The organism is Rhizobium sp. 768_B6_N1_8, assembly GCF_051811225.1.
Classification (GTDB): Bacteria; Pseudomonadota; Alphaproteobacteria; order Rhizobiales; family Rhizobiaceae; genus Rhizobium.
In genome coordinates this window covers 1,441,222-1,466,368 of the sequence record NZ_JBPWPV010000002.1, presented here as the reverse complement: position 1 = coordinate 1,466,368, position 25,147 = coordinate 1,441,222, and the positions used below count along the sequence as shown (strand labels likewise).

The following is a 25,147-nucleotide window of genomic DNA, read 5'->3' as shown; positions in this document are numbered from 1 at the left end:
TCCGTCCCGATTACAGGTCGAGAGGATCATGCCCTTGCTTCGGCAAGAGGGTCGCAGATCCCCTCTGCACCCGGTTCAAAATAGGCGCGCACTTCACACGTGCCTTCCCAGCCGGGCATGAGATCCTTGTGCAGCTGCATGAACTCGACTGCCAGCGCCACGGCCTCCTCCTTGCTTTGCAGTTCGAAGATCGCATAACCGCCGACGACCTCCTTGGCCTCGACGAAAGGCCCGTCGATCACATTCAGCTTGCCCTCACGGATCGTGACGCGGGCACCCGTCGCGAGCGGCATCAGCCCTGCGGTGTCGAGCATGCGGCCGGCCTTGATTTCCCGATCGGCAAGCTTGCCGATCGCCTCGATAAGCTCGGACGTCGGATGCATCGAATCGGTAGACGTGACGATAGACATGAAACGCATAGGAAGGTTCCTCCGGTAGCGAGACGCCGGCACCATTGCCGCTGAACAAGCCCGCTCATATTGACAACGAAGCAGCATTTCGGAAATCGACAATAATCTTGAAAAAATCGGATTAGAGCAGAGCGCCGGCAAATCCTGCATCGGCCCCGGAGCTCCTCAAGATCGCCATAAACGAATTCACCGCAGAAAATCCTCGGATTGAACGATCCGCCAAGCCATCGCTGCGCTTTTGACTTCCCATAGGCTTCTTGCGACAACCAGTTCGCTGAGAGCGCCGGTGCCCATCCAGGCGCATCATGAAAGATTGAAGCAGATCACACCACGTCGAAGGCTGGCCTTTCCTGGCGCGAGTGGGTAAATCCTCGCTGCTGATCACAGGAGCCCAGCACATGAACGATACAATCAAGATCGATAACCGCGGCGATTTCGGGCTATGGGCAATCGAAATGGCCAAGCAGATCGTTGGCGACCAGGGCTTCGAGCTTGCAAGGGCAGCGCGGGACGGCACCGATGACGATGTTCGCCAAGCCGGAAACGCGCTGGGTCAGGCGATCACCAACGCGCTCATGGATGTCTATGATGGCCTTCTTGACGGCGTGCCTGAGGAATGAGCTGTCAAGGTTCCGTTGGGCCCTGATTGTCACCCAATGAATGGCTGATCCCAACAGGCCCGGCCCGGAGGCTCCTGGGAGCGCTCGGACCTGATCGGCCCGGCCGATCCCGCTGGGGTGATTTGGGAATTCATCTCGGGCTGCACGAAACACCAATCTGCGCAGATAGATCCTCAAAACGACGGCCTCGATTAAAGCCTGCCAAGATTTGAAGCACGTCCGAATGCTGACGTGGAGGATCGCATTGGTGCCCAATCGATCTGGAGCGTTCTATCGGCGATATTGATACACAGGCACAGAAACGTCACAGCGGTAACTGACACCGCCGTTAAAGACTGCTGGGACCTCTCCGCGGCCCAAACCAATGGTGGCGAGACCATTGCTTGCGCGCTATTCCAGGGGAACGAACAGGCCGAGCTTGACGTCTCGCAGCACGACATTCGTGTGCATGCGGCGGATCTGCGGGTTTTCCGCCATGATCAGGGCCGCGATGTCGTCATAGTGCTCGACGTCGCGGGCGGTGACGATCGCGATCAGATCGACCGCACCTGTGACGTAATAGACCTGCTGTATGTGATCCTGCTTCTCTGCCCAGAGGCGGAACTTCGCCAGCGCGTCGTAATTGTCCCGCTCGATCTCCATCCCGACGATGAACACCATCGATGTCGCCGTCGCCTTGCGGTCGACGACGGCCACCTCCGCCTTGATGATCCCTTCCTCGCGCAGGCGCTTCAACCGCCTCTGCACGGCCGAGACCGATAGCCCGACCCGTTCGGCGATCGTTTCGGCTTTCAGCTGGCAGTCGCGCTGAACGATATCGAGAATGTCACGGTCAAAGCGATCCAGTTGTTCCATTGTTCAGTCCAATTCTTGCCGCGGCACTTCACGCATTCTGCCGCATTTGCCGCACGGGGAAGATTATTTTGCACAAAATATGCAGAATGGATGAAAATTGCGCGAAAAAACCGCGTTATTTTATCATTATCCTTCGCAAATTCAGTTCAGCCGGAACCATGCATGTCGGATCAACCCTTTCCTGCTCTTCGCGTCGAAGATCTTCATAAAAGCTTCGGCTCGCAAGAGGTTCTCAAGGGTATTTCGGCGCAGGCCCACAAGTCCGATGTGATTTCGATCATCGGTTCGTCGGGCTCCGGTAAGAGCACCTTCCTCAGATGCATCAATTTCCTGGAAATGCCGGATCGTGGCCGGATTGCGGTCAACGGCGAGGAGATTGTGCTGAAGATCGGTCGGGGCGGACGGCCGCAGCCGCGCAGCTGGCGGCAGATCGAGCGGGTGCGGACCGGGCTGGGGATGGTCTTCCAGAGTTTCAATCTCTGGGCCCATCGGACGGTGCTGGAAAATGTCATCGAGGCGCCGGTGCACGTCATGGGCATTTCGCGGCGCGAGGCCATCGAAAAGGCCGAGGCACTGCTCCACAAGGTCGGGCTCTTCGATAAACGCGACGTCTATCCCGCTTTCTTATCCGGTGGTCAGCAACAGCGCGCGGCAATCGCAAGAGCGCTCTGCGTGAACCCTGATGTCATGCTGTTTGACGAGCCGACATCGGCGCTTGATCCGGAGCTGGTCGGCGAAGTTCTGAAGGTCATCCGTGATCTCGCGGAAGAAGGCCGGACCATGCTGATCGTCACGCATGAAATGCGCTTCGCCAGGGATGTCTCGAGCCGTGTTCTCTTCCTGCATCAGGGACGGATCGAGGAAGAAGGTCCGCCGGAGCAGATATTCGGGGCGCCGGTGAGCGCCCGCTGCCGGGAATTTACCGGTCTGCGCGCCCACTGATGCGCGAACTCTCGTCGACAACACAAACCAGGAGAATCCTGCGAATGAAACTGCTCCCCACGCTTTTCGCCGGCGCGGCACTCGTGCTTTCCGCCGTCACCGCACAGGCCGAAGTCCGCTTCGGCGTCATGAACGAATCCTATCCGCCCTTCTTCGCCAAGGACGCGTCGGGCCAATGGCAGGGATGGGAAATCGACCTGATGAATGCCGTTTGCGATGAGATGAAGGAGAAATGCTCGATCGTCGACATTTCCTGGGATGGTCTCATTCCGGCTCTCCAGAGCAAGAAGTTCGACGTGATCTGGTCGTCGATGTCGAACACCGCGGAACGCTCGAAGGTGATCGACTTCACCGACAAATATTACAACACGCCGAGCACTTTGATCGGTCCCAAGGACCAGAAGCCGGGCGCCACAGCCGAGGACGTGAAGGGCAAGACCATCGGCATCCAGGTGTCGACGATCCAGTCGGAATATTACAAGAAGTATTTCGCCGAGGCTGCGGAAGAAAAAACCTACCAGACGCTCGACGAGGCTTTTCAGGATCTCGCCTCCGGCCGTATCGACTATGTCTTTGGCGATTCACTGGCGCTTGACGCTTTCCTCAAGAGCGATGGCGGCAAGGATTGCTGCGCCAAGATGGGTGACGTCACCGACGACAAGGAAATTCTCGGCGCCGGCGTTTCGGGTGGCCTGCGCAAGGAAGACACGGAGCTGAAAGCCAAGCTGAACACGGCCATCGCTGCGGTACGGGCCAGCGGCCAGTATGACGCCATTACCAAGAAATACTTCGATTTCGACATCTACGGCGCAAAGTAAGCAGTCCTGATAATGGCGACCACGCAACAAGGTATTCTGGACCTGCTGTCTCCCTATCCTCCGGGATGGGGCGGCGTTCTTCTGGCAGGTGCGGTCTCCACGGTCGCCATCTCAGCTTGCGCCTTCACGATCGGCCTGCTGCTCGGCACGGGTGGTGCGCTTGGAAAGCTTTCGGGCAATCGCGGGCTCCGCTTGCTGCTCGATTTCTACACCACGGTGATCCGCGCCGTTCCGGAGCTGATCCTGATCGTCGGGCTTTATTATGCCGGCACCGATGGCCTGAACCGGCTCCTGGCCGCCTTGGACCTGCCACCGGTCAATGTGAACGGCTTCGTCGCGGCCGTCATGGTGCTGGGCTTCGTGCAGGGTGCCTACATGACGGAGGTACTGCGCGGCGCGATCCTCGCCATTCCTGTCGGCCAGATCGATGCCGCCAAGGCCTTCGGCATGGGACCGGTGCTGAGGTTCCGCCGGGTCTTGCTGCCGGCGCTCCTGCCAAACGCCCTGCCGGGTCTCGCCAATCTTTGGATGTCGGTCACCAAGGACAGCGCACTGGTCGCGGTCGTCGGTTATCAGGAGCTGGCGCTCGCCACCCGTCTTGCCGGGGCAAGCACCAAACACTACTTCGTCTTTTTCCTCGCTTCGGCCCTTCTCTATCTCGCCATCACGCTCGTTTCCAACGTCATCGTCAAGCTGATCGAGGGACGGGTACGGCGAGGGCAGCCGCGCCTTGCCTGAAGAAAGCGCCCCATGAGTTTCACCTGGATCTCTTCCTATTGGCCGCTGCTTCTGACGGGCGCCTGGCAGACGGTTTGCCTGCTGGTGATCTCCGTGATGTTCGGCTTTGTCATCGCCATCGGTCTCGCCTTCGCGCAGGTCAGCGGCGGCGGGCTGACACGGCTGCTCGCCCGCAGCTACTGCACCTTCTTCCGCGGCACACCTCTATTGATACAGCTATGGCTCCTCTACTACGGGGTGGGCTCGCTGCTCCCCATGATCCCCGGCATCCGCCAGAGCCTGTTCTGGCCAGTCTTGCGCGAGGGCTTCTTCTTTGCCGCCGTCAGTTTCACGCTGAACTATGCCGCCTATGAGGCAGAGGTGTTGCGCGGCGCGCTGCTTGCAGTTCCCAAGGGCGAGCTCGAAGCGGGCCGGGCCTTCGGCCTTTCACCCTGGATGCTGACCCGCCGCATCTGGCTGCCGCGTGCCATTCGCATCGCCCTGCCGACGATTGCAGGAGAGATCGTCATGCAGCTCAAGGCGACACCGCTCGCCTTTACGGTGACGGTGATGGATCTCTACGCCGTGGCAAACAAGGTTCGGCAGGACACGCTGCTCGTCTATGAACCGCTGCTGGTCGTCACCCTCTTCTATCTCGCGCTGACCGCAGTGATCGCCCGCGTCTTTCGAGGTCTCGAAGCGCAGGTGCCGGTTCGCCGCTAGGCCGACGTAAAAGGACTGGCTCATGAATTCCCTGGCGCACGAACCACGCGCAACTCGCCCACTTTGTTATGAAAAGCCCGCCGCCGCTGACGGCGTGACAGCCTGAATGGAGACCTCTTCATGAGCACGACGCGAATTCTCGATGGCGGCATGAGCCGCGAGCTGCTGCGGCTGGGCGCGGAACTGAAACAACCGGAATGGTCGGCATTGGCGCTGATCAACGCGCCGGATATCGTCCGCAAGGTACACCAGGAATTCATCGCCGCCGGTTCTGAGGTCGTTACGACGAACAGCTATGCACTCGTGCCCTTTCACATCGGCGAGGATCGGTTCCGGAAGGAAGGGCCGGCGCTGATCCGTCTCGCCGGTCGCCTGGCGCGCGAGGCGGCGGATGCCGTTACGGAGCGCAAGGTGCTGGTCGCCGGGTCGCTGCCGCCGATCTTCGGTTCATACGAGCCGCAGAATTTTCAGCCTTCGCGGGTGCAGGATTATCTTAAGGTGCTTGTCGAGAACCTCGGCCCCTTCGTCGATATATGGCTCGGCGAGACGTTGAGCCTGATCGCCGAGGCAGAGGCTGTCCGCAAGGCGGTGGCGACATTAGGCAAGCCGTTCTGGATTTCCTTCACATTGGCGGATGACGAGGCAGCCCTCAGTGGCGGCGAACCGAAGCTTCGCTCCGAAGAAAGGGTCGAGGACGCGGCATCCTGGGCGGTTTCATCGGGCGCCGAGGCTCTCCTGTTCAATTGCAGCAAGCCCGAAGTCATGCAGGCGGCAGTGGAGACGGCAGCGCGGGTCTTCCGAAAGATGGATGCTTCCATCGAAATCGGCGTCTACGCCAATGCATTCGAAGGGGAAACAGGCGACGCAGCCGCCAATGAAGGTCTGCACGACACCCGCAACGATCTGAATGACGATGCCTATTCGCGTTATGCCTGCTCCTGGGTCGAAGCGGGTGCGACAATAATCGGTGGCTGCTGCGGCATCGGTGCTGCTCATATTCATCGCTTGAGGAAGACGTTTTTGGATTGAAGCACCCGCCGAAATCGCTCATAGCCTGGGAGTTGGCAGCGGCAGCATTGTTTTAGCGGCTCCTTCCGTTGCTGATCTGACCCAGCCGATAGGCGAACTGGGCCCGATTGAGCCCGAGCCTACGGGCTGCCCGTGCTACGTTGCCATCTGCTTGCCGCATGGTCATCTGATAGATCTGGCGGTTAAGATCATCGATGGCGAAGCCACCTCGCTCGATTGTCTGCGCCAGAACGGCCGCCAGTGCTTTATCTGTTGCCAGAGGTTATGGCAGCATTCCCATATCCTCGGCCACGGTTTCGAGCGTCGATGCAGTCACCCGATCTTGCTTCGCGGTGAACGATAATGTTGTCGGAAGCTCCCAGTCTGGCAGTTCGAATCTCATCAAGACCATCACGCGAGGGGGTCGGGGCAGAGGCTCGATCGGATTGCACATCAGCGTGAGATTGCAGACCGGCATAGCCTACATGAACCCGAAACTTCAGTCTGATCCCCCGTGCCGCTTGTTCAAGGATGCTCCATAAATCCGGTCATCGCCCAGGCCGGGTCCGTTGGCGTAGTGGATGTCATTGGAGAGCGTTCGTAAACGCCTCACCTTTCTCGGAAGGTCTTCAGCAATGCGATATTGGAGACATGCACATCTTCATAGGCGGGGATGTAGATCAGCGCGCCGCTTTTCACATCCTCGCTGACCGCTTCGGCCAGAGGCTTGCGCCAGATCTCCGGTTCTGGCGCCTCGTCACTCATCGCCTCGACATACCGGATCGTCGCGTCGATGAAGGAAGGCTCGTAGCCGCCTGCGAAAATACGATCCGGATCGCCATGGCAGGGGAGGATACGGGCGATGGGAAAGGAGCGCAGACGTTTCAGTTCTTCCAGATGCTGCGGCAGGGCGGCAGCATCCGTTATGTAGGTGACGGTGTCTTCGAGTGTGTCGCCGGCAAACAGAAGCCGCTCCTCAGGCAGCCATAGGATCGTCGCATCGGGACTGTGGATGTTGAACTCGTGGAGTTCAATCGCGCGGCTTCCGACCGTGATCGACCGGCTGCCGTCGAACAGGCTGTTCGGCATGATGACAGGATCGATCTTCGGCAGGCGGGCGGCGATGCGCGGTTTTTCCGCTTCGAGAAGCCGGGCGGTCGCGCCATTCGCGACGATGATGCAATCGGCAAATACCTCGTTGCCGGCGATATGGTCGTTGTGAAAATGGCTGAGGACGACCGTGATCTTCGAGATGTCTCGCGCTTCCAGATGGGCGCGGATGGCGCGGGCATGGTCTAGGCTTATGTGGGTGTCGTAGACCAGCGCCTCATTGCCATCGACGATCGCATAGGATGCGATGCCGAGGCTGAAGGCGCCGTCGTCGAGCCAGTTGGGCCCTTCCGAATAGAGCCGCTTGCCGGCGATGCGCCCGTCATAATAGGCGAATATGCCTGGATATGGTTCGAATATGCGGAAGTCGTCAAGCATGCCCTTCATCCGGTTCCTCCTGGACATCAGCCTTTACATTATGATGAGCGGGGTGCTTCAGCGCGCCCAGGTCGCGTCCCAGAAGGACTGCGGATCCTTTGCCAGCACGTCGGAAATCGTCGGTGCCGGTCCCGGAATACGCTTGCCGCCGGTGCGTTCGCTGAGTTCCGCCTTGGCGGTAGCGATCGTTTCCGGCGATGCCAGCAATGTGATTGCGCCCATGGCAAGCGCTTCCGACGCCATCAGCGGCCCCGGACTGCTCGACGAATGTCCTGACAGCGCCGTCCATGCCCAGTGATGGATCGGCACATTGTCTGGATAGGCCCAGTTAACCCGTCCGAGCGGGATATGCCAACTGATGTCGCCGTCATCCTGGCCGTAATAATCGATGCCAGTGTCGAAATATTCGAGTTCACGATGCAGCTTGAAAGATTTGCCGGGATCACAGGCGGCGGAAAGCTGCTCCATCCATTCGATATCGGCTTCGGTCCAGCGCGGCGGGCCGATTTCCCTCAGGCACGTATCCAGCACACGTCCGACGGTGTCATTGCCGAGATAACCGCGGCAATTGGCGATCTGCTCGGCCACCAGTTCAACGCCTTGTTCGGCAGCGATCCGGCTGTAGGTGTCGAGCATCAGCTGGTAACCTTGCTGCACTATGTCGAAGTCATGATGTCGGACGGAGGACCAGAGGCGCACTTCCTCAGGCGTCACGCCGGGTGTGATGCCCGCGAAGCGATAGACGTGCTTCAGCTGCAGGCCGGGAACCTCCTTGCGGAGGCCGTCGAATTCCGCATAGGCGGCTTCTGCGGCCAGCAGTGCGTTGCGGGTGGCGGTCTTGCCACCATGGGCGCTTTCGCCGATGAACTTGAATTCGCCACTCGCCATGGCGTGGCATGGCCGGGCAAGCGAGCCGTTCTGGTAGTCGCCGTGCGAGGTCAGGACGAGGTCGAGCCCGTCAAACACGCCGGCCGCCTGCAGCGCAAGCTTGCCCCAACCGATTTCCTCGGCCGGGCAACCGACGATGACGATCTCGCCGGGCAGGCCGAGTTCGATCATCGCCTTTGCGGCGGCGATGCCGGCGCCGGTATTGGCCGGGCCGATGTGATTGTGGCCGCAGCCATGGCCGGGCAGGCGACGATTGCCCTGCCGGTAGGGAACCGCGTCATTGTAGAGGCTCGGCAGCGCATCGTATTCGATCAGGATTCCGACTGTGGGGCCGTCGCCTTTGGCGATGCGGGCGATGAATGAGGTCGGCACGCCGCCGACGCCGCGCTCGACCGAAAAACCGTGCCGTTCGATGAAGTCGCAGAGGATCGCCTGCGACTTGTATTCCAGCGCCGGCAGTTCCGGCACTTTCCACATCTCGGCAAACAGTTGCTCGATTTCTGCGGCAAGCCCCGACCAGATGCGGCGTGTTTCCGTCTTCAAGCGATCCTGCATGTCAGGCAGCCTTCCCCTGTTTGAAAGCGAGGAATGCTTCGTTGATCTCTGCAGCGGTACGGCGGGCGCCATGCTGCAGATATTCCATATTGGCGAGCGCGGCGTCATGCGCCTCGATCGAGGATCCCGCGACGCAATCCTCGACGACGCGGCAATGGTAATCGGACTGGTGGCCATCCGCGAAGGTATAATGGACGCAGATATTCGTGAGGCCGCCGACGAGGATCAGCGTCTCAGCTTTCAGGCCACGCAGCAGGATCTGCAGGTCGGTACCGATGAAACCGGAATAGCGGCGCTTGACGATCACGTAATCGTCGTCACGCAAGCCGACTTCCTCGGCGGCGATTTTGGTGCCCTCCCAGTCTTCGCGCAGGTGCATGTCTTCGTCGCCATCCATTTCGCGGCCGTAATCGACGCCGCTCTTGCGGTGGCTTTCCTGCAGGAAGATGATCGGCACGCCACCTTCGCGGGCGGCATCGATGACGGTACGGGCCTTGCGCATGCGCTCGATGATACCCGGCATAAGAGGGATCGAGCCGTCATCGTCGAAACCGACTTTCTGGATGTCGACGACGATCAGGACCGGCTGGCCGACGATCATGGGATTTTGCTTCTTTGGCATGGGATGCTCCTTCGATCTAGAAACGTGCGCCGAGAAGTTTCGGAAGATTGCCCAGGCGAGCAACGGTGATGAAGCCGAACAGGCCGATCAGCATGAACAGGACGGCGCCGACGCACATGGTCGGCGAGAAGCCGGTGCGCATGTTGGAAAAGATCTTGACCGGCATCGTCTCGGCGGTGAAACCCGCCACCATGAAGGCGATCACATATTCGTTGAGGCTGAAGATCGCGACAAAGATGAAACTCGAGATGACGAAAGGCAGGACCATCGGTATGGCGACAGTTCTGAGGATATCGTTTTCGCGCGCGCCCATCGTCCGGGCGGCCTCGACGAGTGACTTGTCGATCCCCGAAAAGCCAAGTGAGATCATCACCAGCGGCACGGCGATGAAGGTCACGGCATGGCTGATGACGATGTTCTCGATCTGGCCGACATGGCGGACCGTACCCCAGAACAACAGGAACAGGACAGCGATGACGACGGGCGGCAGGATGAAGGGAACGCCCGCCATTCCGGCCAGCAGTTTTGCAAAGCGCGAATTTGTCTTCCACTGCATATAAGCGATCGGAAAGGCGACAGTGATCGTCAGAAGCGAAGAGGCGATCGCGATGACGACGGAGCGCAGGAAGGCCGAGGTCCATGCCGGGTCTTCCATGAAGGTCCAATACCAGCGCAGGCTGATATTCTGCGGCGGAAAAGTCATCTGCGCTGTGGTGTTGAAGCTGACGCCTGCAACGATGATGAGCGGCGCCGCCAGGAAGAAGGCCAGGCAGAGGAGGAAGAACTGGCGCACGAGCTTGAGAGCAAACCGGCTCATGACGTGTATCCTTTCCCGCCGATGCGGTTAATCACCAGGATCATCGCGCCGGTGACCAGCATCAGGAAGACTGCGATTGCGGAGGCCTGCGGCAGGTTCTGGGCGGAATTGGCGACTTCGCTGATGATGACGCCGATCGTCCAATTGCTCGGGCCGCCGAGCACGAGAGGCGCGACATAAGCACCGATCGTCATCACCACAGTCGTCAGATAGGCGGTGGCGATCGGTTTGCGCATCAGGGGCAGAAGCACGTTGAAAAAGGCCCGGATCGGAGGCGCCCCCATGGTGGACGCCGCTTCCATATAGGAGGCATCCATGCGCGACAGGCCGGGATAGATGGTCATCACGTTAAAGGGGATGACGACATAGATCAGGCAGCTGACGACGGCATAAAAGCTCGGGGTCAGCGATACCGGCTTGTCGAGGAAGCCGAGGAAGACGGCGATGTTCGATATACCGACCCGCTTGGAGAGAATGATCTGCCAGGAGAAGGTGATCAGCACTTCGGAGAGCGCAAGCGTCGTCAGCAGACCGATCAGCCAGACGATCTGCGCCTTGCGGCTCATCCGGGTGATGAAATAGGTCGCCGGGAAGGCGATGATCATGCTGAGCGTGGCGACCGTCAGCGCAAGCCAGAGCGAGAAAGCGAGCCCGTTCATCACCATCGGCTGGAACAGGCTTGCCATCGCTTCGAGCGACCAGCCGCTGCCCTCGTAATAGGCGGGATCGACGCGGGCGACACTGACGCGCAGCAGAAGCACGAAGGGCACGCCGAAAAAGGCGACGATCATGAAGAACGGCCAGGCGAGACCGAGCGCTACCGACAAGCGCTGCCGGTTCATGCCTTCTTGTCCGGATACGCGCGACATGGTCAGTCCTCCAGCACAGTCACCGATCCCGGTGCGAAGGAAATGGAAAACTCTTGGCCGCCGTCGAGTTCAGCCCAGGCGGCCGGGGCGAGCGAAGCGACCACCTGGCGGTCACCGCTTTCGAGAAAGACTTCGACGCTCGAGCCGAGGTCGCGCACGAAGGTGACTGTTCCGAAGGGGCCGTCGCTGCCGGCGGCCGGCCGGCTGATGAGTGTGCTTTCCGGCCGGGCGCAGACCGTTACGCGATCTCCGGTCTTCAGCGCGGCGGAAGCGGGGCTGGTGGTAACGACGCTTTCGCCAATCCGTACTTGCTCGCGATCGACGAGAATGCCCTCGGCAATATTGCTCTGGCCGATGAAGTCGGCGACGAACCGGTTGACCGGCTTGCGGTAGATATCGATTGGGCTGCCGACCTGCTGCACCTTGCCATGCGCCATGACGACGATCTGGTCGGCGATGGTCATTGCCTCGCGCTGGTCGTGTGTGACGAAAATCGTGGTTATTTTGAGCTTCTGTTGCAGCTGCCGCAGTTCGACCTGCATATGGTCGCGCAGCTTCGCATCGAGCGCGGAGAGCGGTTCGTCCATCAGGAAGAGAAGCGGTTCCTGCGCCAGCGCGCGGGCAATCGCGACGCGCTGCCGCTGGCCGCCGGAGAGCTGATCGACCCGCCTCGACTGCATGTCGGGCAGATCGACCAGCTTCAGAAGCTCGTCGATCCGTTCCTGCTTATGGTGCTTCGCCATCGTCCGATAGCGAAGGCTGTAGCCGATATTGCCGGCCACATCGAGATGCGGGAACAAGGCAAGGGCCTGGAACACCATTCCGAAGTTTCGTTCGTTCGTCGGAATTCCGGTGATGTCACGACCATCGAGACGCACTGTGCCGCTCGTGGGTTGCTCCAAGCCGGCGATGATCCGCATCAGGGTCGTCTTGCCGCAGCCGGACGGACCGAGAAAGCAGACGAACTTGCCCTGTTCGATGGCAAGCGAGACGTCGGAGACGACCGTGTTTGTACCGAAGGACTTCGTGAGGTGTGAAATTTCCAAGCCTTGCATCATTCCGTCCAGACTTACTGACCGAGCATTTTGAGCATCTGCGTCGAGATGTAGTCGGCGTTCTTCACCTTTGCCGCGGACGCGACGACGATCGGCTTGCCGGTAAAGGAAACCGCGTTGAACTCGTCATCCGTCAAGCTGAGCTTCGAACGCTCGATCAGCGGTGCTGCGCCGACATTGCGGGCGATCAGTTCGTGGCATTCCGGCGTGGCGCTCCAATCGAGGAAGGCGATCGTCGCGTCGGTCACCTGGGCGACCTTCGGAACGCACCATGCGTTGTAGCCGAGCACGGCACCTTCCTTCGGGAAGATCGAAGCGACGTCGGTGCCTTCCTTTTTCATGATCATCGAGACGTCGTGGAAGTAGAGGCCGCCGACGACCTCGTCGTTCTGATAGGCGCTTTGCATCGAGCCTTCGTCGGTCCACCAGAGCTTTGCATTGGGCTTCAGCTCGGCGATCTTGGCGATGACCTTGTCGATGCCTTCCTGGGTATCGAGCGTCGGGGGGCCGCCGAAATAGACAGAGGCGACGATGTCGAGCAGCACGCTGTTGCCGCCGCCTTGCAGGCCCCAGGCGGAAGCGCGCGGCTTCCAGAGTTCCGTCCAGCTGTCCGGCAGCTTTTCGAATTCGGACGGGTTGGCGATCAGAGTGATGTACCAGGCCATGGCGCCGACGCCGTCGACCTTGCCGCCGTCGCTATAGACGAAACCCTCCATCAGGTTGCCGAGGTTCTTGAGCTTCGAGCTTTCGACCGTTGCCCAGAGGCCGCGCTGGCGGCCGCGGATGACGTCCGCCTGACCGGCGCAGCAGATATCCATGGGTGCCGAGCCAGCCTGGATTGCCTGGCCGAGCTGGACCAGGAACTGCGAGCTGCCGGATTGCGGGATCGACTGAACCGCGATGCCGGTCTGCTTGGTGAAGGCCGGATAGACGCTCTTTGCGAAAGCTTCCTCAAAGAAGCCGCCGAAGTTCGAGACCTTGAGCGTCGCTGCGGCATAGGAGGGACGCACGAAGGGCGCCGAAAGGATCGATACAGCGGCAAGGCCGCCGGCGGCTTTCAGGACCGATCTGCGCGATATCGCCGAGTTGTTGTCCTGACCGGAAGGCGAGGAGGGCTTTCTGGATGCCATGCTATGTTCTCCTTAACTGTCCCATGAGTGGATGATCAAGAACTATGCAATGGCCGTGCCATGTTGGAAGAATCTTACGAAAACAGATAGATATGGAAGTTGAAGAAGTTTTTGTTTGTCTCTATGCGCCCTAAAACATGAAGCCAAATAGGCATATGCACAAATAATATGCGTATTGTATGCAATGTTGCATACTGAATTTCGACGTGTATAATTGCGGCCGTGAAAGCCGTTCCCCCCCCCAACCGAATCTGATGGTCGAGGAGAGGGATGGCGAGGGTGTTTATTCAAAGCGAGCGAGTGAAAATGACGTCTGAAAATCCGATCGTGCCGAAGCCTATGATCGTCGGTCGTGCCGCCCTGATCGTTGTCGATATTCAGAAGTCGGGCTTCATGCCGCGTCCGACGACGTCCCGCCTGGAATTCATGGGCGATCACATCGAGCGCAACTGGCGTGCGAAGTCGGTCGTCGATGCCGCCCGCAAGGCCGGCATTCCCGTCATCTTTGTGCAGGAAGCCCATCGCGACAGCCTGATCGACTTCGGGCGCGAGCTGGATGGCTCGGAAAGCATTCATTGCCTCGAAAGCTCGCCGGGCACGCCCTTCCCAGTCGAGGAAATGGAGATGCGTCCGGATGACCTGCGCATTACCAAGCGCCGCTATTCGGTCTTCTACGGCACCGAAATGGAAATCCTGCTGAAAGCTGTCAAAGCCGAGACCCTGTTCTTCGTCGGCGGCTTCACCGATGTCTGCATTCATTACAGCTTTGTCGATGCGCACCAGGGCGATTATTACTGCCGCGTCATCGAGGATTGCGTATCCGGTTCTGGGCAGGCTGCACATGATGCGGCGCTGGTCGCCATGGAATATCTGCAGGCCGGCGCCCGCCGCAGCGCCCAGGAGGTCATCGATGCCTTCGCTGGTCAGGTTACTGCAGCCTGATCGGGACAAGCATGAGCCGTACGACATGGAATGAACTGCGCTCGCTTGCAGGCATCGCAGCTCCCCTGGCTGTGACCCAGGCAAGCCAGCTCGTTATGAGCCTGGCGGCGAGCGTCATGCTCGGCCGTCTCAGCGGCTCGGCGCTCGCGGCCGGTGGCCTCTGCGCCATCTTCATCCAGGCGCTGACGGTCGTCTCCCAAGGTGTGATCGCCGGCGCGCACCCGCTGATGGCGGCCGCAAAAGGAAGAAGCGAAACGGGGACGGTTGAGGAGGATGGCGCGGCCTATGCCTATGGCGGGGCCGTGCTGGTCGGCCTCGTTTTTTCGCTCCTATCGGTGGCGATCCTCCTCAATCTGCCGTCCGTACTTGCGCCGTTCGGTGTCGCGTCCGAGATTCTTGGCGATGTAGAGCAGTTCATCAGCCGGGCGGCCTGGGCGCTACCGGCTATCCTGTGGATCGCGCCGATCCGTCTCTATTGCTCGGTATCGGGAAAATCCTGGCTGATCATGGTGTCGGTCGGGCTTGGGGCGCTCTCGTATGTGCCGCTTCTGTCGTATCTTACCTTTGGTGCCTTCGGCGATCCCGGCCATGGGATTGCGGGTGCCGGCCTTGCCTATGTGATCGCCTGGTGGCTGATCGCCGGCGGTTTGACGGCCTATGCAATTGCTCGAGGACATTTGCCGCTTTCGACGTTCCGCAGCGCCTTTCCGACGGCGGCAAAGGCGGCGAGGGATGTCTGGTCGATCGGCTGGCCAATCGCGCTGATCTATGCGGCGGAGCTCGGTATGACGCTGGTGCTGACACTGATTACCAGCGGCTTGGGGACGGTTGCGATCGTTGCCAACCAGATTGCCTATACGCTGAACAACATCGCCTTCAACCCGATCGTTGCGATTGGCCAGGCGGCAACCGTCCGCGTCGCCTACCATCTGGGTGCCGGCAGAGACGCGGTCGCCCGGCTGGCTGGCAATCTCTCACTGATCGCCGCAGCCGGCGTGATGGCGCTGTTCGGTGCGATCTTACTCGTGGCGTCGGAAGACATTGCCAGCGTGTTCCTCGCCGAAGGGGCCGCCGAATTTTCGGCGATCCAGGCGCTGGCGCAGAAGCTGATCATGATCCTCGCGGCGTTTCTCATCTTCGATGGCATACAGTCGGCAGCCAATGGAGCCCTGCGCGGTTTGAAGGACACGAGAATGCCGATGATCATTGGTCTTTGCGGTTATTGGCTGCTCGGCATGCCAATCGCAATCTTTCTCGCCTTCGGGCTCGGTCTCGGCGCCGTCGGCATCTGGTTCGGCGTATTGGTGGGCATTACAAGTGTCGCCTGCACGCTTCTCCTGCGCTGGAGGAGGCTTGCCGATAGCGCGGTTATATCGGTGACGGGATCGCCTAATACACGCCGAGGTCGAAGCATGTTGCGCAAGCTCACCAGTCCGACATAAGAATACTCGCAAAGATGGCTGCTTTGGACAACATAATGAAGACTAGACCCAGCCGGGGCGAAGACAATTCCTTGATCAAGGAAGCCGGATCGCGGCGGAAGCTGACGCGTGCCGAGGAAGTGCGCACGCGCCTTGCAGACGATATCGTCGATGGCAAGCTCTCGCCGGGAATGCCGCTAGACGAGACCGAGATCGCCGCAAGCTACGGCGTTTCGCGAACCCCCTTGCGGGAAGCGATCCGGGACCTGGCAGCCATGGGCCTCGTTGAGACGCGGCCGCATCGTAGCGCAATAGTCACCCGTCCTTCGCCGGAACATCTGCGGCAGATGTTTCACGTCATGGCGGAGCTTGAAGCGCTTTGCGCAAGCCTCGCCGCCGCCAGCATGACCCTTTCGGAACGGCGCAATCTCGAAACTATTCACGAAGGCCTTGCCCAGATTCTCAAGGAAAACGATCCGAGCCATTACCATGTGCTCAACGAGAAGTTTCATGCGGCGATCTATGCCGGCAGCCACAACGCCTATCTTGTGGAGATCACGCTCGCGACACGTCGGCGGCTATCGCCGTTTCGTCGCGCACAGTTTCTGACCACGGGACGTTTGGCGAAATCGTACAAAGAACATGACGCGATCCTCGTCGCCATCCTGCAGGGCAACCGCGAACTTGCCGCCGATACGATGCGAAGCCATATCCTCACCGTCGAGGATTCCTACGAGGAATATGCCGGCTTAAAAGCCCCGTCCGTTTCTCTGTAGCGGCGGTGCTTAGAGCTCTTGTCGATTGCAAAATAGTACGATTGTGACCAGATGCGATTCGGCGGGATTGGTCGTCTGGGCCGGCAAAAAAGGGCCCCTGACGCGCATTTGCTGATGGTTTCGAGCGCGTTTTGCTGATTTGCTAGAGGATCAGTAGATGTGCCGTCATGATGGGCGTAAGGACAGTTGCCGTCCGGGCCGCGGGGAGGGCTATCACGGTAGGGTCGGAGCGCTGGAGATAGACGCACGTTCAACGAACTCTGTTTGAAGGACGACTTCGCGTCCTGGCCCCGCAAACCCGTTCAAGCGCTCGACGAGAAGACGCGCAGCCATTTCACCGAGCTGATAGACCGGTTGGCGCACGACCGTTACGGGAGGAGAGGTGACTGCGGTCCAGTCAGCATCATGAAATGAGATGAGTGACAGATCATCTGGAATTGCCAGCCCGATCGTGCGGCTCGTCTTGAACACTTCCAGCCCGATCACGCTGTCGGAGGCGATGATTGCCGTTGGACGATCCCTTCCCTCGAGCAGCCGCTCGGCGATCTGACGCGTTTGCTCGGGGATCACGGCGCCCATGTGGATCCAACGTTCGACCGGGCCAAGACCGGCCTCGCGACAGGTGCTAAGAAAGCCCTCAATTCGCCTGCGAACGGAACCGGTATTGATGTCACCAGGCGTTCGGAAAAGGTGATCGGGCGTGTCGCAGGCCGTGAGATAGGCGATATGCCGGTGTCCCAACGCGATAAGCTGGCGTGTGACACCCTCGGCTGCCTGCCGGTCGTCGGCAATGACCGTATCAACCTCGAAAGCATTGATGCCGCGGTCCAGCAACGCCAGTGGCCGTCCTGAACCGACAACCTCCCGAAGATGCTCGACGTCGGTCTCCTTGGCCGGAGAGACGATCAGGCCGTCTACCCGCTTGGCAATCAGCGTCCGGATCGCGGCTTTTTCTGCCGATACGTCTTCACCCGAATTGATAAGGATGACGGTAAAGCCGGCTTGCCGGGCGACGTCCGTGATGCCGCGCATCGCGAGGCTGAAGAAGGGGTTTTCAATATCGCCCACGACCACGCCGATCGTGCCGGAACGTCCCGTCGTCATGCTGCGTGCAAGTTCGTTGGGCCGATAGTCGAGCGCGCGGGCGGCGGCGGTGACAGCATCGCGCACCCGATCGCTGACGGTCCCATAGCCGCCCAGCACGCGCGCAGCGGTTGCCTTCGATACGCCCGCCTTGCGCGCGACATCGGCCACCGTAACGGAGGCGGTTTGAGGTGAGTTCGGATTCATGAAAACTAGCCTTACAAGAGATATTGACGACTAGCAAATGCGAAGATAACAATTGATAAAAGCCAATGAGACCGGTCTCAATTCAAAAAGAGACCGGTCTCATATAAAAATCCATCGAAATCCGACATGCGCTCGCATGGGCCGGACGTGCGGTTTCTGCCGTCGCCCGGATGGGACCCCTGCGTCGTGGAAAATCGCAAACGATACCACCAGAGGAGAATGAAACGATGAAATTTCCCGAGATTGTCACGTCCCCCTTCGCCGGAGTTCGCGTCGCCCTTTTTGCCATCGCCCTTGGCCTTTCAGCAGGTGCGGCGCCGGTCTCTGCCGAAGATAATCCCTATGGCCTGATCGATCCGGGCGTCATCAGCGTCGGCACGATGGGTGACGCAAAGCCCTACGCTTTCACGACCGCTGACGGCAATTTCACCGGCTTTGACATCGAACTTTTTCTCAATGTCGCCGAGCGCATGGGCTTCAAAAAAGAGCAGGTGGTCTTCACCGGTCAGGAATTCTCGGCCCTTATGCCATCGGTCGCCAACAGCCGCTTCGACGTTGCAGCCGCAGCGATCGGTACCACCGCAAAGCGCAAGGAGACGGTCGATTTCTCTGATGGCTACCTTGCGGGTTACCTCACCGTGTTGACGTCGGATGCCGGCATTACCGACGTTGCGGGCCTCAAGGGCAAGCGGCTCGGCGTCGTGCAGGGAACGCTGCAGGAAATCTATGCGCAGAAGAACTTCACGAGTGCCGACCTCGTGAAATTTCCGGACAACAACTCTGCTGTGTCGGCCCTCAACAACGGAACGGTCGATGCGCATTTCCTCGACTACGAGGCTGCCAAGGACTATTCGGCGCGTTACCCGGTGCTGAAGGTGGCGATCAACATCCCGAGTTTTGATGCGCCGGCCGGCTTCGTCGTCCGCAATGGCAACGACGCACTGCGCGAAGCTCTGAACAAGGGTCTTCATGCCGCCATGCAGGACGGAACATGGAAAAAGCTCCACGAAAAATGGTTCCCCGGCACCCCCATGCCAGACGCGTATCTTCCCAAGCAGTGATGCCACCTTCCGGTCCGACCTCTGTCGGTCGGGCCGGCCTTTCTTGCAAGGGACCATTTGATGAACTGGCTTGAAAACCTGCGTCGCAGCTTCCTTGACTGGAATGCGATGGCCGAAGTCCTGCCGACCATGATCACTGTCGGCCTGAAGAATACATTGATCCTGGCCGCGGCTTCGACCGTGCTTGGCGTCGTCATTGGCATGGTGCTTGCCATCATGGGCATCTCTCGCTCACCTTGGCTGCGCGTTCCCGCTCGCGTCTATACCGATATCTTCCGCGGTCTGCCGGCCATCGTCACCATTCTTCTGATTGGCCAGGGCTTTGCGCGCATCGGACGCGAACTCTTCGGCCCGTCGCCCTATCCCCTTGGCATCCTGGCGCTCAGTCTGATTGCTGGTGCCTATATCGGCGAAATCTTCCGCTCAGGCATTCAGAGCGTCGATCGCGGCCAGATGGAGGCGTGTCGGGCGCTGAGTATGAGTTACGGCCAGGGCATGCGGCTGATCGTCGTGCCCCAAGGCGTGCGCCGCGTGTTGCCGGCGCTTGTCAACCAGTTCATCGGCAATGTGAAGGATTCGAGCCTTGTCTACTTCCTCGGCCTGCTTGCATCGGAGCGCGAGATTTTTCGCGTGGGGCAGGATCAGGCGGTCGTAACCGGTAATCTTTCGCCGCTGCTGCTTGCAGGCATTTTCTATCTCATCGTCACCGTGCCGCTGACCCATGTCGTCAACGCGATCGACAATCGCTTGAGACTTGGAAAGCAGCGCCCTGCAATCATCACCAGTGGGCTGGAGGAGGTCAGCGAACTCGACGGCACCGGCAGCATATCTCAGCCTACATTCAAGGGGGGCAGCCTCGATGTGTGCCGGCTCGGCATGGCCTATGGCGAACTCGATGTGCTGAAGGGCGTCGATCTTACGGTGAAAGCTGGTAGCGTCACCTGTATCATTGGTCCGTCCGGCTCGGGCAAATCCACTCTCTTGCGCTGCCTCAACCGATTGGTCGAGCCGAAGAGCGGGGATATCCTTGTCGGCGGACAAAGCATTCTCGCCATGAAACCGGAGCGGTTGCGCCGGCGTGTCGGCATGGTCTTCCAGCACTTCAACCTCTTCCCCGATCACACGGCGCTCGAAAACGTCATGCTGTCGCTGACGAAGATCAAGGGCCTGCCGAAGGCTGAAGCCGAACGCATCGCCAAGGCGCGGCTTGCTGATGTTGGCCTTGCAAGCCGCCAGCATCACCGTCCCGGTGGTCTTTCGGGTGGTCAGCAGCAGCGTGTTGCGATCGCCCGCGCGCTGGCGATGGAGCCTGAGGTCATTCTGTTCGACGAGGTGACAAGCGCGCTCGATCCCGAACTGGTCAAGGGTGTGCTCAACCTTATGGCCGATCTTGGAAAGCAGGGAATGACCATGGTCGTCGTCACCCACGAGATGGGCTTTGCCCGTCGGGCCGCCGATCAGGTCGTGTTCATGGACGAGGGCCGCGTGGTCGAGGCGGGAACGCCCGAGGCGATCTTCGACAACCCCGAAAGCCCGCGCCTCCAGCGCTTCCTTGCGGAAGTGCTCTGACCACCCGGCGCATGGAGATGACAATGACACGAACGATCGGGGGCGTGCTTGGCTGCGCAAGGATTGCGATCAAAGCGGTTCTTGCGGCGATCCAGTCGAGCCGGCTGGGTAGGCGGCGGCCATCGCCTGGCGCGATCCGGGTCGGGCGCAGGCTACGGCGAGCGGGCCGACGCCTTTGCCTCAACCGTTTCAACGGGGGAACCGCCCTTGTCAGGGCTGGATGATGCCATCGCCAACATGAAGGCGATTGACGTTCTCATTCGCTCTGCGGGTCCGGCGGCTGGCAAGCCTTCTGATCTCTTTCCCGATCATCACGCACAACCACTGAAAGACACGAAAATGAACGACAACATCATCAGTTCAACGGTCATCATCGGAGCCGGTATCTTCGGCGTTTCCACCGGTCTGCAGCTGGCCCGGCGCGGCATCCGGGTGACCATCGTCAATGACGGTCCGCCGGCCAACGGCGCTTCGGGCCGTTCGCTCTCCTGGCTCAATTCTGCGCGTATGCGCTCCAAACCCTATCATTTGTTGCGCATGGCAGGGATCGACCGTTATCGCACGCTGGCTGCACGCAACCCCGATGCGGACTGGCTCCGCTTCGAGGGCGGACTGACTTGGGACGCCGAGGGCGAGGGGAACGAGATCGTTCTCGCCTTCGACTACGAGACCTCGATCGGCTATGACGCTCAGCATCTTTCGTCCGACCAGATCGCGAGTGTGACCCCGGGCGTCGATGCCAGGTCCGTCACGTCGCCGGGTGCCATCTTCAATCCAGGGGAGGGTTGGGTCGATTTGCCGCGATTGATCGGCCATTTGCTTGAGGAGTTTGTTACGCTGGGCGGCGTGCTCATTACGGATCAGGGCAAAGCCAGGGTCGTGGTCGAGGGCGGGCGGGCCATCGGGGTCGAAACGACATCCGGTAGCCGTTTCAAGGCGGATTCCGTCCTTCTTGCCACTGGCCCTGCCGTACCGGAAATGGCGGCCGACTCCGGGCAGACGATCGGTGATGGGACGCCGATTGCACTTCTGGTGCAGACCAAACCTCTTGACCATCCCCTCAAGGCCGTCCTGAACACGCCGCGTGTCGCGGTGCGTCCGGCACCAGACGGAACCCTTTCGCTCGATGCCGATTGGGCGGCAGATCAAGGCGTGAAGATCAATCCGGATGGCAGCTATGAGATCGACCATTCAGTCGTTGCGGCCTTGCTTGAAGAAGCGTCGAAGGTATTGGAGGGTAATCCAAAACTCGAGGTTGCTTCAATCGGCGTCGGCGGCAAGCCGATCCCCGGCGATGGAGAACCGGTCCTCGGTGCATTCAAAGCCATTGCAGGCTACCATGTTGCCTTCAGCCACAGTGGCGCAACGCTCGGCCTCATCGTGGGCGAGCTGCAAGCTTTCGAAATCGCCACCGGAAGAGAGCATCCTATGCTTGCTTCGTTCCGACCTGAACGGTTTGCTGTGCATTAGTTGGGCGCGCGTGGTTTTTGCATGTGGTCCCGTCACGAAATACAGCGGGACCCTTGGCACAATTGTCGCGCCAAGGTCAGCGGCGGGGTGATTCCATTGATTTGATACAATGCCGAGCCAGCAATCCGCTGGCTGGGACAGTTTGCGCTTCCTCGCTGCTTCGAGCCAATATGCCGAGTGCTAGGGTGGAAGGGCTTCGGACAGCCCGAGGAAACCTTCGCCGGATTTCGGCCTCAATCGAGACCGAAGAAGCAAGTTGAGAGTTGAAATCGCAAGGACGCGGACGTGCGCATACTCCTGGTCGAAGATGATTACATTCTCGGCTCCTCGCTGAAACGCGCATTCGAGAAGCACGCCTATGGCGTGGATTGGTTCCACGATGCCGAGACGGCGCTTGATGCGCTGCGCGACAGCCAATTTGGATGCGTGATCCTCGACGTCAATCTTCCCAAGGCAAGCGGCTTCGAGGTTGTCCGTTCGCTGAGGAGGGGAGGCAACGATGTCCCGATCCTGATGCTGACGGCGCTTGACAGCGTGCGCGATCGTGTCAACGGCCTGGACGAGGGTGCGGACGATTACCTCGTCAAGCCCTTTGACCTTGACGAACTGCTCGCCCGGCTGCGTGCGCTTATCCGGCGACGGCAGGGCCGTACCGAAACCATCATTCGATGCGCCGACGTCGAGCTCGACCCTTCAGCCATGGTGGCGCGTCGAAATGGCGTACAGCTTCACATCCCGGCCAAGGAGTTCCATCTGTTGCGCCTCCTCATGGAGCGGAGTGGACGTTACGTTACGAAGAACGATATCGAATATGCACTCTACGACACGGATGTTTCGGTCGAGAGCAATACGATCGAAGTGACGGTCTATAATCTGCGCAAGAAGCTCGGTACCGATTTCATCCGATCGATCCGCGGCGTCGGCTACATGGTCGAGCGGCAGCAGTGACACTCAGCCAACGCCTTTTTCTCCGCATTCTCCCGACCCTCATCATCACGATCGCCATCGTCGGCATCTTCGCCTATCACAGCGCAACGCGCGAGATCGACAACATCTACGATGCGCAGTTGATCAACGATGCCAACGTGCTCTGGTCGTTGATGAAGCACCCCCTCACAAGATTGACTGCGAGGCCGACGGTGCAGGTTCCGGATCTTGATTTCAATATGGACAATCAGCTTGCGCTCAACGAGGACGCGGACGACTATGCCGACGCCCATTCGTTTCGCGCCTGGAAGGGGCCGGCGCTGGCCTTTGCCAGCAGCAACGCCTTTCCAGCCGAGGTCAAGCGCTTCTCGGCCGGTTTCTCCGATGTGACCTATCAGAACGAGCTCTGGCGGATCTACTCTCTGCCGATCCCGAATAGCGACGTGACCATCGAGGTCGCCGAAAAGATCATCCTTCGGGAAGGTCTTGTCGATAACATCCTTCTCAATCTCGCCTTTCCGCTGCTCGTCCTTGTGCCCGTCAGTGCCATCATCATCTGGCTCGCCATCAATAACGGGCTTGCGAATGTCCGGGGACTGGTCTCGCAGATCCGGACCCGCACGCCGGATGATCTGTCGATGATTGCGACGGGAAGACTGCCGCGGGATCTGACGCCGCTTGTCCACTCGCTCAACAACCTTTTGCGAAAGCTAGGCCACTCGCTGGCAATGGAGCGGCGCTTTTCCGATCTTGCCGCCCATCAATTGCGAACACCGCAGGCCGGCATCAAATTGCTTCTGCAACTGTTCGATCGTGCCGATTCCGACGAGGAGCGCGCCGCCCTGCTGAAGGATCTTGTTGTCAGCAACGAGCGCGCCATGCATCTCATAGAGCAGCTGCTGCGGCTTGCACGGGTCAGCCATCAGCCGCTGCAGCTGGAGGCGCTGCCACTGCGCCAGATTGCGGCGGCAGCCCTGGCGGATTTTGGGGTCATGCTCAATCGCCGCGGTTTCAATGCCGGGCTGGTCGGAACGCAAGACCCACAAGTCTTGACCGACCGTGCCCTGCTGCGCGTCATGATCGATAATCTCCTCGACAATTCGATCAAATATTCCCCTGCCGGCGGTCGCATCGAGGTGCGTATCGAACCTAGCTCGCGCGGCTTTCGCCTCTCCATTGAAGATAGCGGCCCCGGTATCCCACCCGAACAGCGAGAAGCCGCATTTCAGCGGTTCAACCGCCTTGACGCGCGAGCCGGGGAGGAGGGCGCGGGATTGGGATTGCCGATCGTCGCCGATATCGGCAACCGTCTCGACATTGGGATCAGCCTCGGCACGCCTGCCTGGGGGTCCGGCCTGAAGGTGGATCTCGATATTCCTGCCGCATAAGCGGTCAATTCAGTTTCGCTTCACATTCGCCTCATCTCGCCTTCAGGTAGCGACGCTAAATGCTTCGTCACATTGAAGGAGCATGCGATGCAGGTGTTTTGCGATTTCGACGGAACCATATCGAAAGAAGACGTGACCGATCTGGTTCTGGACCGTTTCGCGCGTCCAGAGTGGCGCGAGATCGAAGATCAGTGGACCAACGGCAGGATCACAGCCGCCCAGTGCATGCGCCGCCAGATCCAGCTGCTTCAGGCAAAACACGAAGACATCGACGCATTCCTGGACACGATCGAAATCGACAGTGCCTTCGGAGCTTTCAAGGCATTCTGTGAAGAGAACGGGTTAAGCCTCACCATCGTCAGCGACGGTGTCGATCATTTTATCAGGCGGGTCCTTGCCAGACATGGTCTTGAAGACATTCAGATCATCGCAAACAAGCTGATTTCTCGCCCGCACGCTTGCACTATGCCCGATTTCGATCTCGGCTTTCCGTTCAAGAGCGCAGCCTGCGCTGCCGGCGCCGGCGTGTGCAAATGCGCCCAGGTGAGGCCGTCCGGCAACCATATCTATATCGGCGACGGCCGCAGCGACTTCTGCGTTTCCCACGAGGCGCAGCTTGTCTTCGCCAAGGCCAAGCTTGCGGAATATTGCCGCGCGAACTGCCTTCCTTTCATCCCCTATAGCGGTTTCGCCGAAATCCAGGCGAGTGTCGCAGCCATCCTTTCCAGCCCGTCACGGCAGCCTGTTGCGCTGCCCGTGGCAAAAACTGCGTGAGAAGAGGACTTC

At 59.8% G+C, this 25,147-nt stretch carries 26 protein-coding genes; 15 read left to right on the top strand and 11 right to left on the bottom strand.

Annotation, left to right across the window (positions count from 1 at the left end):
• Positions 1-26 precede the first annotated feature (26 nt).
• Positions 27-419 carry a YciI family protein gene (locus AB8B33_RS31010; protein WP_439018301.1) on the bottom strand — a complete coding sequence of 131 codons (393 nt, stop codon included), beginning with the start codon at positions 417-419 and terminating at the stop codon, positions 27-29.
• 389 nt (positions 420-808) lie between these two features.
• On the opposite strand from AB8B33_RS31010, the gene AB8B33_RS31005 reads away from it, so the two are divergent.
• Positions 809-1,030, top strand: coding sequence for a hypothetical protein (locus tag AB8B33_RS31005; protein WP_310381606.1), 222 nt, complete (start codon positions 809-811; stop codon positions 1,028-1,030).
• Positions 1,031-1,420: 390 nt separating this feature from the next.
• Here the strand turns inward: AB8B33_RS31005 and AB8B33_RS31000 are convergent, their stop codons facing one another.
• Entirely contained in the window at positions 1,421-1,885 is a 465-nt protein-coding gene (locus tag AB8B33_RS31000) for an Lrp/AsnC family transcriptional regulator (RefSeq protein WP_113320823.1), read from the bottom strand.
• Between the two features lie 162 nt (positions 1,886-2,047).
• On the opposite strand from AB8B33_RS31000, the gene AB8B33_RS30995 reads away from it, so the two are divergent.
• The 5 genes from AB8B33_RS30995 to AB8B33_RS30975 all read left to right on the top strand — a co-directional run bounded on the left by AB8B33_RS30995 (position 2,048) and on the right by AB8B33_RS30975 (position 6,114).
• Positions 2,048-2,827, top strand: coding sequence for an ATP-binding cassette domain-containing protein (locus tag AB8B33_RS30995; protein WP_113320824.1), 780 nt, complete (start codon positions 2,048-2,050; stop codon positions 2,825-2,827).
• Between the two features lie 44 nt (positions 2,828-2,871).
• A complete protein-coding gene (locus tag AB8B33_RS30990; protein WP_113320825.1) occupies positions 2,872-3,645 on the top strand; it encodes a transporter substrate-binding domain-containing protein in 774 nt (257 codons plus the stop codon).
• 12 nt (positions 3,646-3,657) lie between these two features.
• Positions 3,658-4,383, top strand: a complete 726-nt coding sequence (locus AB8B33_RS30985) for an ABC transporter permease subunit (protein ID WP_113320826.1) — start codon at positions 3,658-3,660, stop codon at positions 4,381-4,383.
• A 12-nt stretch (positions 4,384-4,395) separates the two neighbouring features.
• A complete protein-coding gene (locus tag AB8B33_RS30980) occupies positions 4,396-5,085 on the top strand; it encodes an ABC transporter permease (RefSeq protein WP_113320827.1) in 690 nt (229 codons plus the stop codon).
• Positions 5,086-5,205: 120 nt separating this feature from the next.
• Positions 5,206-6,114, top strand: a complete 909-nt coding sequence (locus AB8B33_RS30975; protein ID WP_439018300.1) for a homocysteine S-methyltransferase family protein — start codon at positions 5,206-5,208, stop codon at positions 6,112-6,114.
• Between the two features lie 52 nt (positions 6,115-6,166).
• Here the strand turns inward: AB8B33_RS30975 and AB8B33_RS30970 are convergent, their stop codons facing one another.
• From AB8B33_RS30970 to AB8B33_RS30935, 8 genes are all read right to left on the bottom strand, one after another.
• Complete coding sequence (locus tag AB8B33_RS30970; protein ID WP_439018897.1) at positions 6,167-6,289, bottom strand: helix-turn-helix domain-containing protein; 123 nt, start codon at positions 6,287-6,289, stop codon at positions 6,167-6,169.
• A gap of 413 nt (positions 6,290-6,702) precedes the next feature.
• Complete coding sequence (locus AB8B33_RS30965; protein ID WP_310381621.1) at positions 6,703-7,590, bottom strand: MBL fold metallo-hydrolase; 888 nt, start codon at positions 7,588-7,590, stop codon at positions 6,703-6,705.
• Positions 7,591-7,638: 48 nt separating this feature from the next.
• A complete protein-coding gene (locus tag AB8B33_RS30960) occupies positions 7,639-9,024 on the bottom strand; it encodes an amidohydrolase (RefSeq protein WP_439018299.1) in 1,386 nt (461 codons plus the stop codon).
• Between the two features lies 1 nt (position 9,025).
• Positions 9,026-9,646 (bottom strand): cysteine hydrolase family protein, encoded by a 621-nt coding sequence (locus AB8B33_RS30955; RefSeq protein ID WP_113320833.1) that lies wholly within the window; start codon positions 9,644-9,646, stop codon positions 9,026-9,028.
• A gap of 16 nt (positions 9,647-9,662) precedes the next feature.
• The gene (locus AB8B33_RS30950) at positions 9,663-10,463 is read right to left on the bottom strand and encodes an ABC transporter permease (protein ID WP_113320834.1); all 801 of its coding nucleotides are present in this window, start codon (positions 10,461-10,463) and stop codon (positions 9,663-9,665) included.
• Complete coding sequence (locus tag AB8B33_RS30945) at positions 10,460-11,332, bottom strand: ABC transporter permease (RefSeq protein ID WP_439018298.1); 873 nt, start codon at positions 11,330-11,332, stop codon at positions 10,460-10,462. Before AB8B33_RS30945 ends, AB8B33_RS30950 begins: the two co-directional genes overlap by 4 nt.
• Positions 11,333-11,334: 2 nt before the next feature.
• Positions 11,335-12,387 carry an ABC transporter ATP-binding protein gene (locus AB8B33_RS30940; RefSeq protein ID WP_439018297.1) on the bottom strand — a complete coding sequence of 351 codons (1,053 nt, stop codon included), beginning with the start codon at positions 12,385-12,387 and terminating at the stop codon, positions 11,335-11,337.
• A gap of 14 nt (positions 12,388-12,401) precedes the next feature.
• On the bottom strand, positions 12,402-13,517 hold the full coding sequence (locus AB8B33_RS30935) for an ABC transporter substrate-binding protein (protein ID WP_439018296.1): 1,116 nt from the start codon (positions 13,515-13,517) through the stop codon (positions 12,402-12,404).
• Between the two features lie 306 nt (positions 13,518-13,823).
• Here AB8B33_RS30935 and AB8B33_RS30930 point away from each other — a divergent pair, with 306 nt between their 5' ends.
• The 3 genes from AB8B33_RS30930 to AB8B33_RS30920 are packed head-to-tail and all read left to right on the top strand — an operon-like array spanning position 13,824 to position 16,656.
• Positions 13,824-14,459 carry a cysteine hydrolase family protein gene (locus AB8B33_RS30930; protein WP_439018295.1) on the top strand — a complete coding sequence of 212 codons (636 nt, stop codon included), beginning with the start codon at positions 13,824-13,826 and terminating at the stop codon, positions 14,457-14,459.
• Between the two features lie 11 nt (positions 14,460-14,470).
• On the top strand, positions 14,471-15,901 hold the full coding sequence (locus AB8B33_RS30925) for an MATE family efflux transporter (protein WP_439018294.1): 1,431 nt from the start codon (positions 14,471-14,473) through the stop codon (positions 15,899-15,901).
• A gap of 35 nt (positions 15,902-15,936) precedes the next feature.
• Positions 15,937-16,656 carry a GntR family transcriptional regulator gene (locus tag AB8B33_RS30920; protein ID WP_310381635.1) on the top strand — a complete coding sequence of 240 codons (720 nt, stop codon included), beginning with the start codon at positions 15,937-15,939 and terminating at the stop codon, positions 16,654-16,656.
• Between the two features lie 213 nt (positions 16,657-16,869).
• Here the strand turns inward: AB8B33_RS30920 and AB8B33_RS30915 are convergent, their stop codons facing one another.
• A complete protein-coding gene (locus tag AB8B33_RS30915) occupies positions 16,870-17,946 on the bottom strand; it encodes a LacI family DNA-binding transcriptional regulator (protein WP_439018293.1) in 1,077 nt (358 codons plus the stop codon).
• A gap of 227 nt (positions 17,947-18,173) precedes the next feature.
• On the opposite strand from AB8B33_RS30915, the gene AB8B33_RS30910 reads away from it, so the two are divergent.
• The 6 genes from AB8B33_RS30910 (at position 18,174) to AB8B33_RS30885 (ending at position 25,135) form a co-directional block, all read left to right on the top strand.
• Entirely contained in the window at positions 18,174-19,007 is an 834-nt protein-coding gene (locus tag AB8B33_RS30910) for an ABC transporter substrate-binding protein (RefSeq protein WP_439018292.1), read from the top strand.
• A gap of 60 nt (positions 19,008-19,067) precedes the next feature.
• On the top strand, positions 19,068-20,576 hold the full coding sequence (locus tag AB8B33_RS30905; RefSeq protein ID WP_439018291.1) for an amino acid ABC transporter permease/ATP-binding protein: 1,509 nt from the start codon (positions 19,068-19,070) through the stop codon (positions 20,574-20,576).
• 339 nt (positions 20,577-20,915) lie between these two features.
• On the top strand, positions 20,916-22,046 hold the full coding sequence (locus tag AB8B33_RS30900; RefSeq protein WP_439018896.1) for an NAD(P)/FAD-dependent oxidoreductase: 1,131 nt from the start codon (positions 20,916-20,918) through the stop codon (positions 22,044-22,046).
• A gap of 285 nt (positions 22,047-22,331) precedes the next feature.
• Positions 22,332-22,994: a response regulator transcription factor gene (locus tag AB8B33_RS30895; protein ID WP_439018290.1), complete on the top strand. Its 663-nt coding sequence runs from the start codon at positions 22,332-22,334 to the stop codon at positions 22,992-22,994.
• Complete coding sequence (locus AB8B33_RS30890) at positions 22,991-24,361, top strand: ATP-binding protein (RefSeq protein WP_439018289.1); 1,371 nt, start codon at positions 22,991-22,993, stop codon at positions 24,359-24,361. The genes AB8B33_RS30895 and AB8B33_RS30890 overlap by 4 nt, the downstream gene beginning before the upstream one ends.
• Before the next feature lie 87 nt (positions 24,362-24,448).
• Positions 24,449-25,135 carry an MtnX-like HAD-IB family phosphatase gene (locus tag AB8B33_RS30885; RefSeq protein ID WP_439018288.1) on the top strand — a complete coding sequence of 229 codons (687 nt, stop codon included), beginning with the start codon at positions 24,449-24,451 and terminating at the stop codon, positions 25,133-25,135.
• Positions 25,136-25,147: the final 12 nt, after the last annotated feature.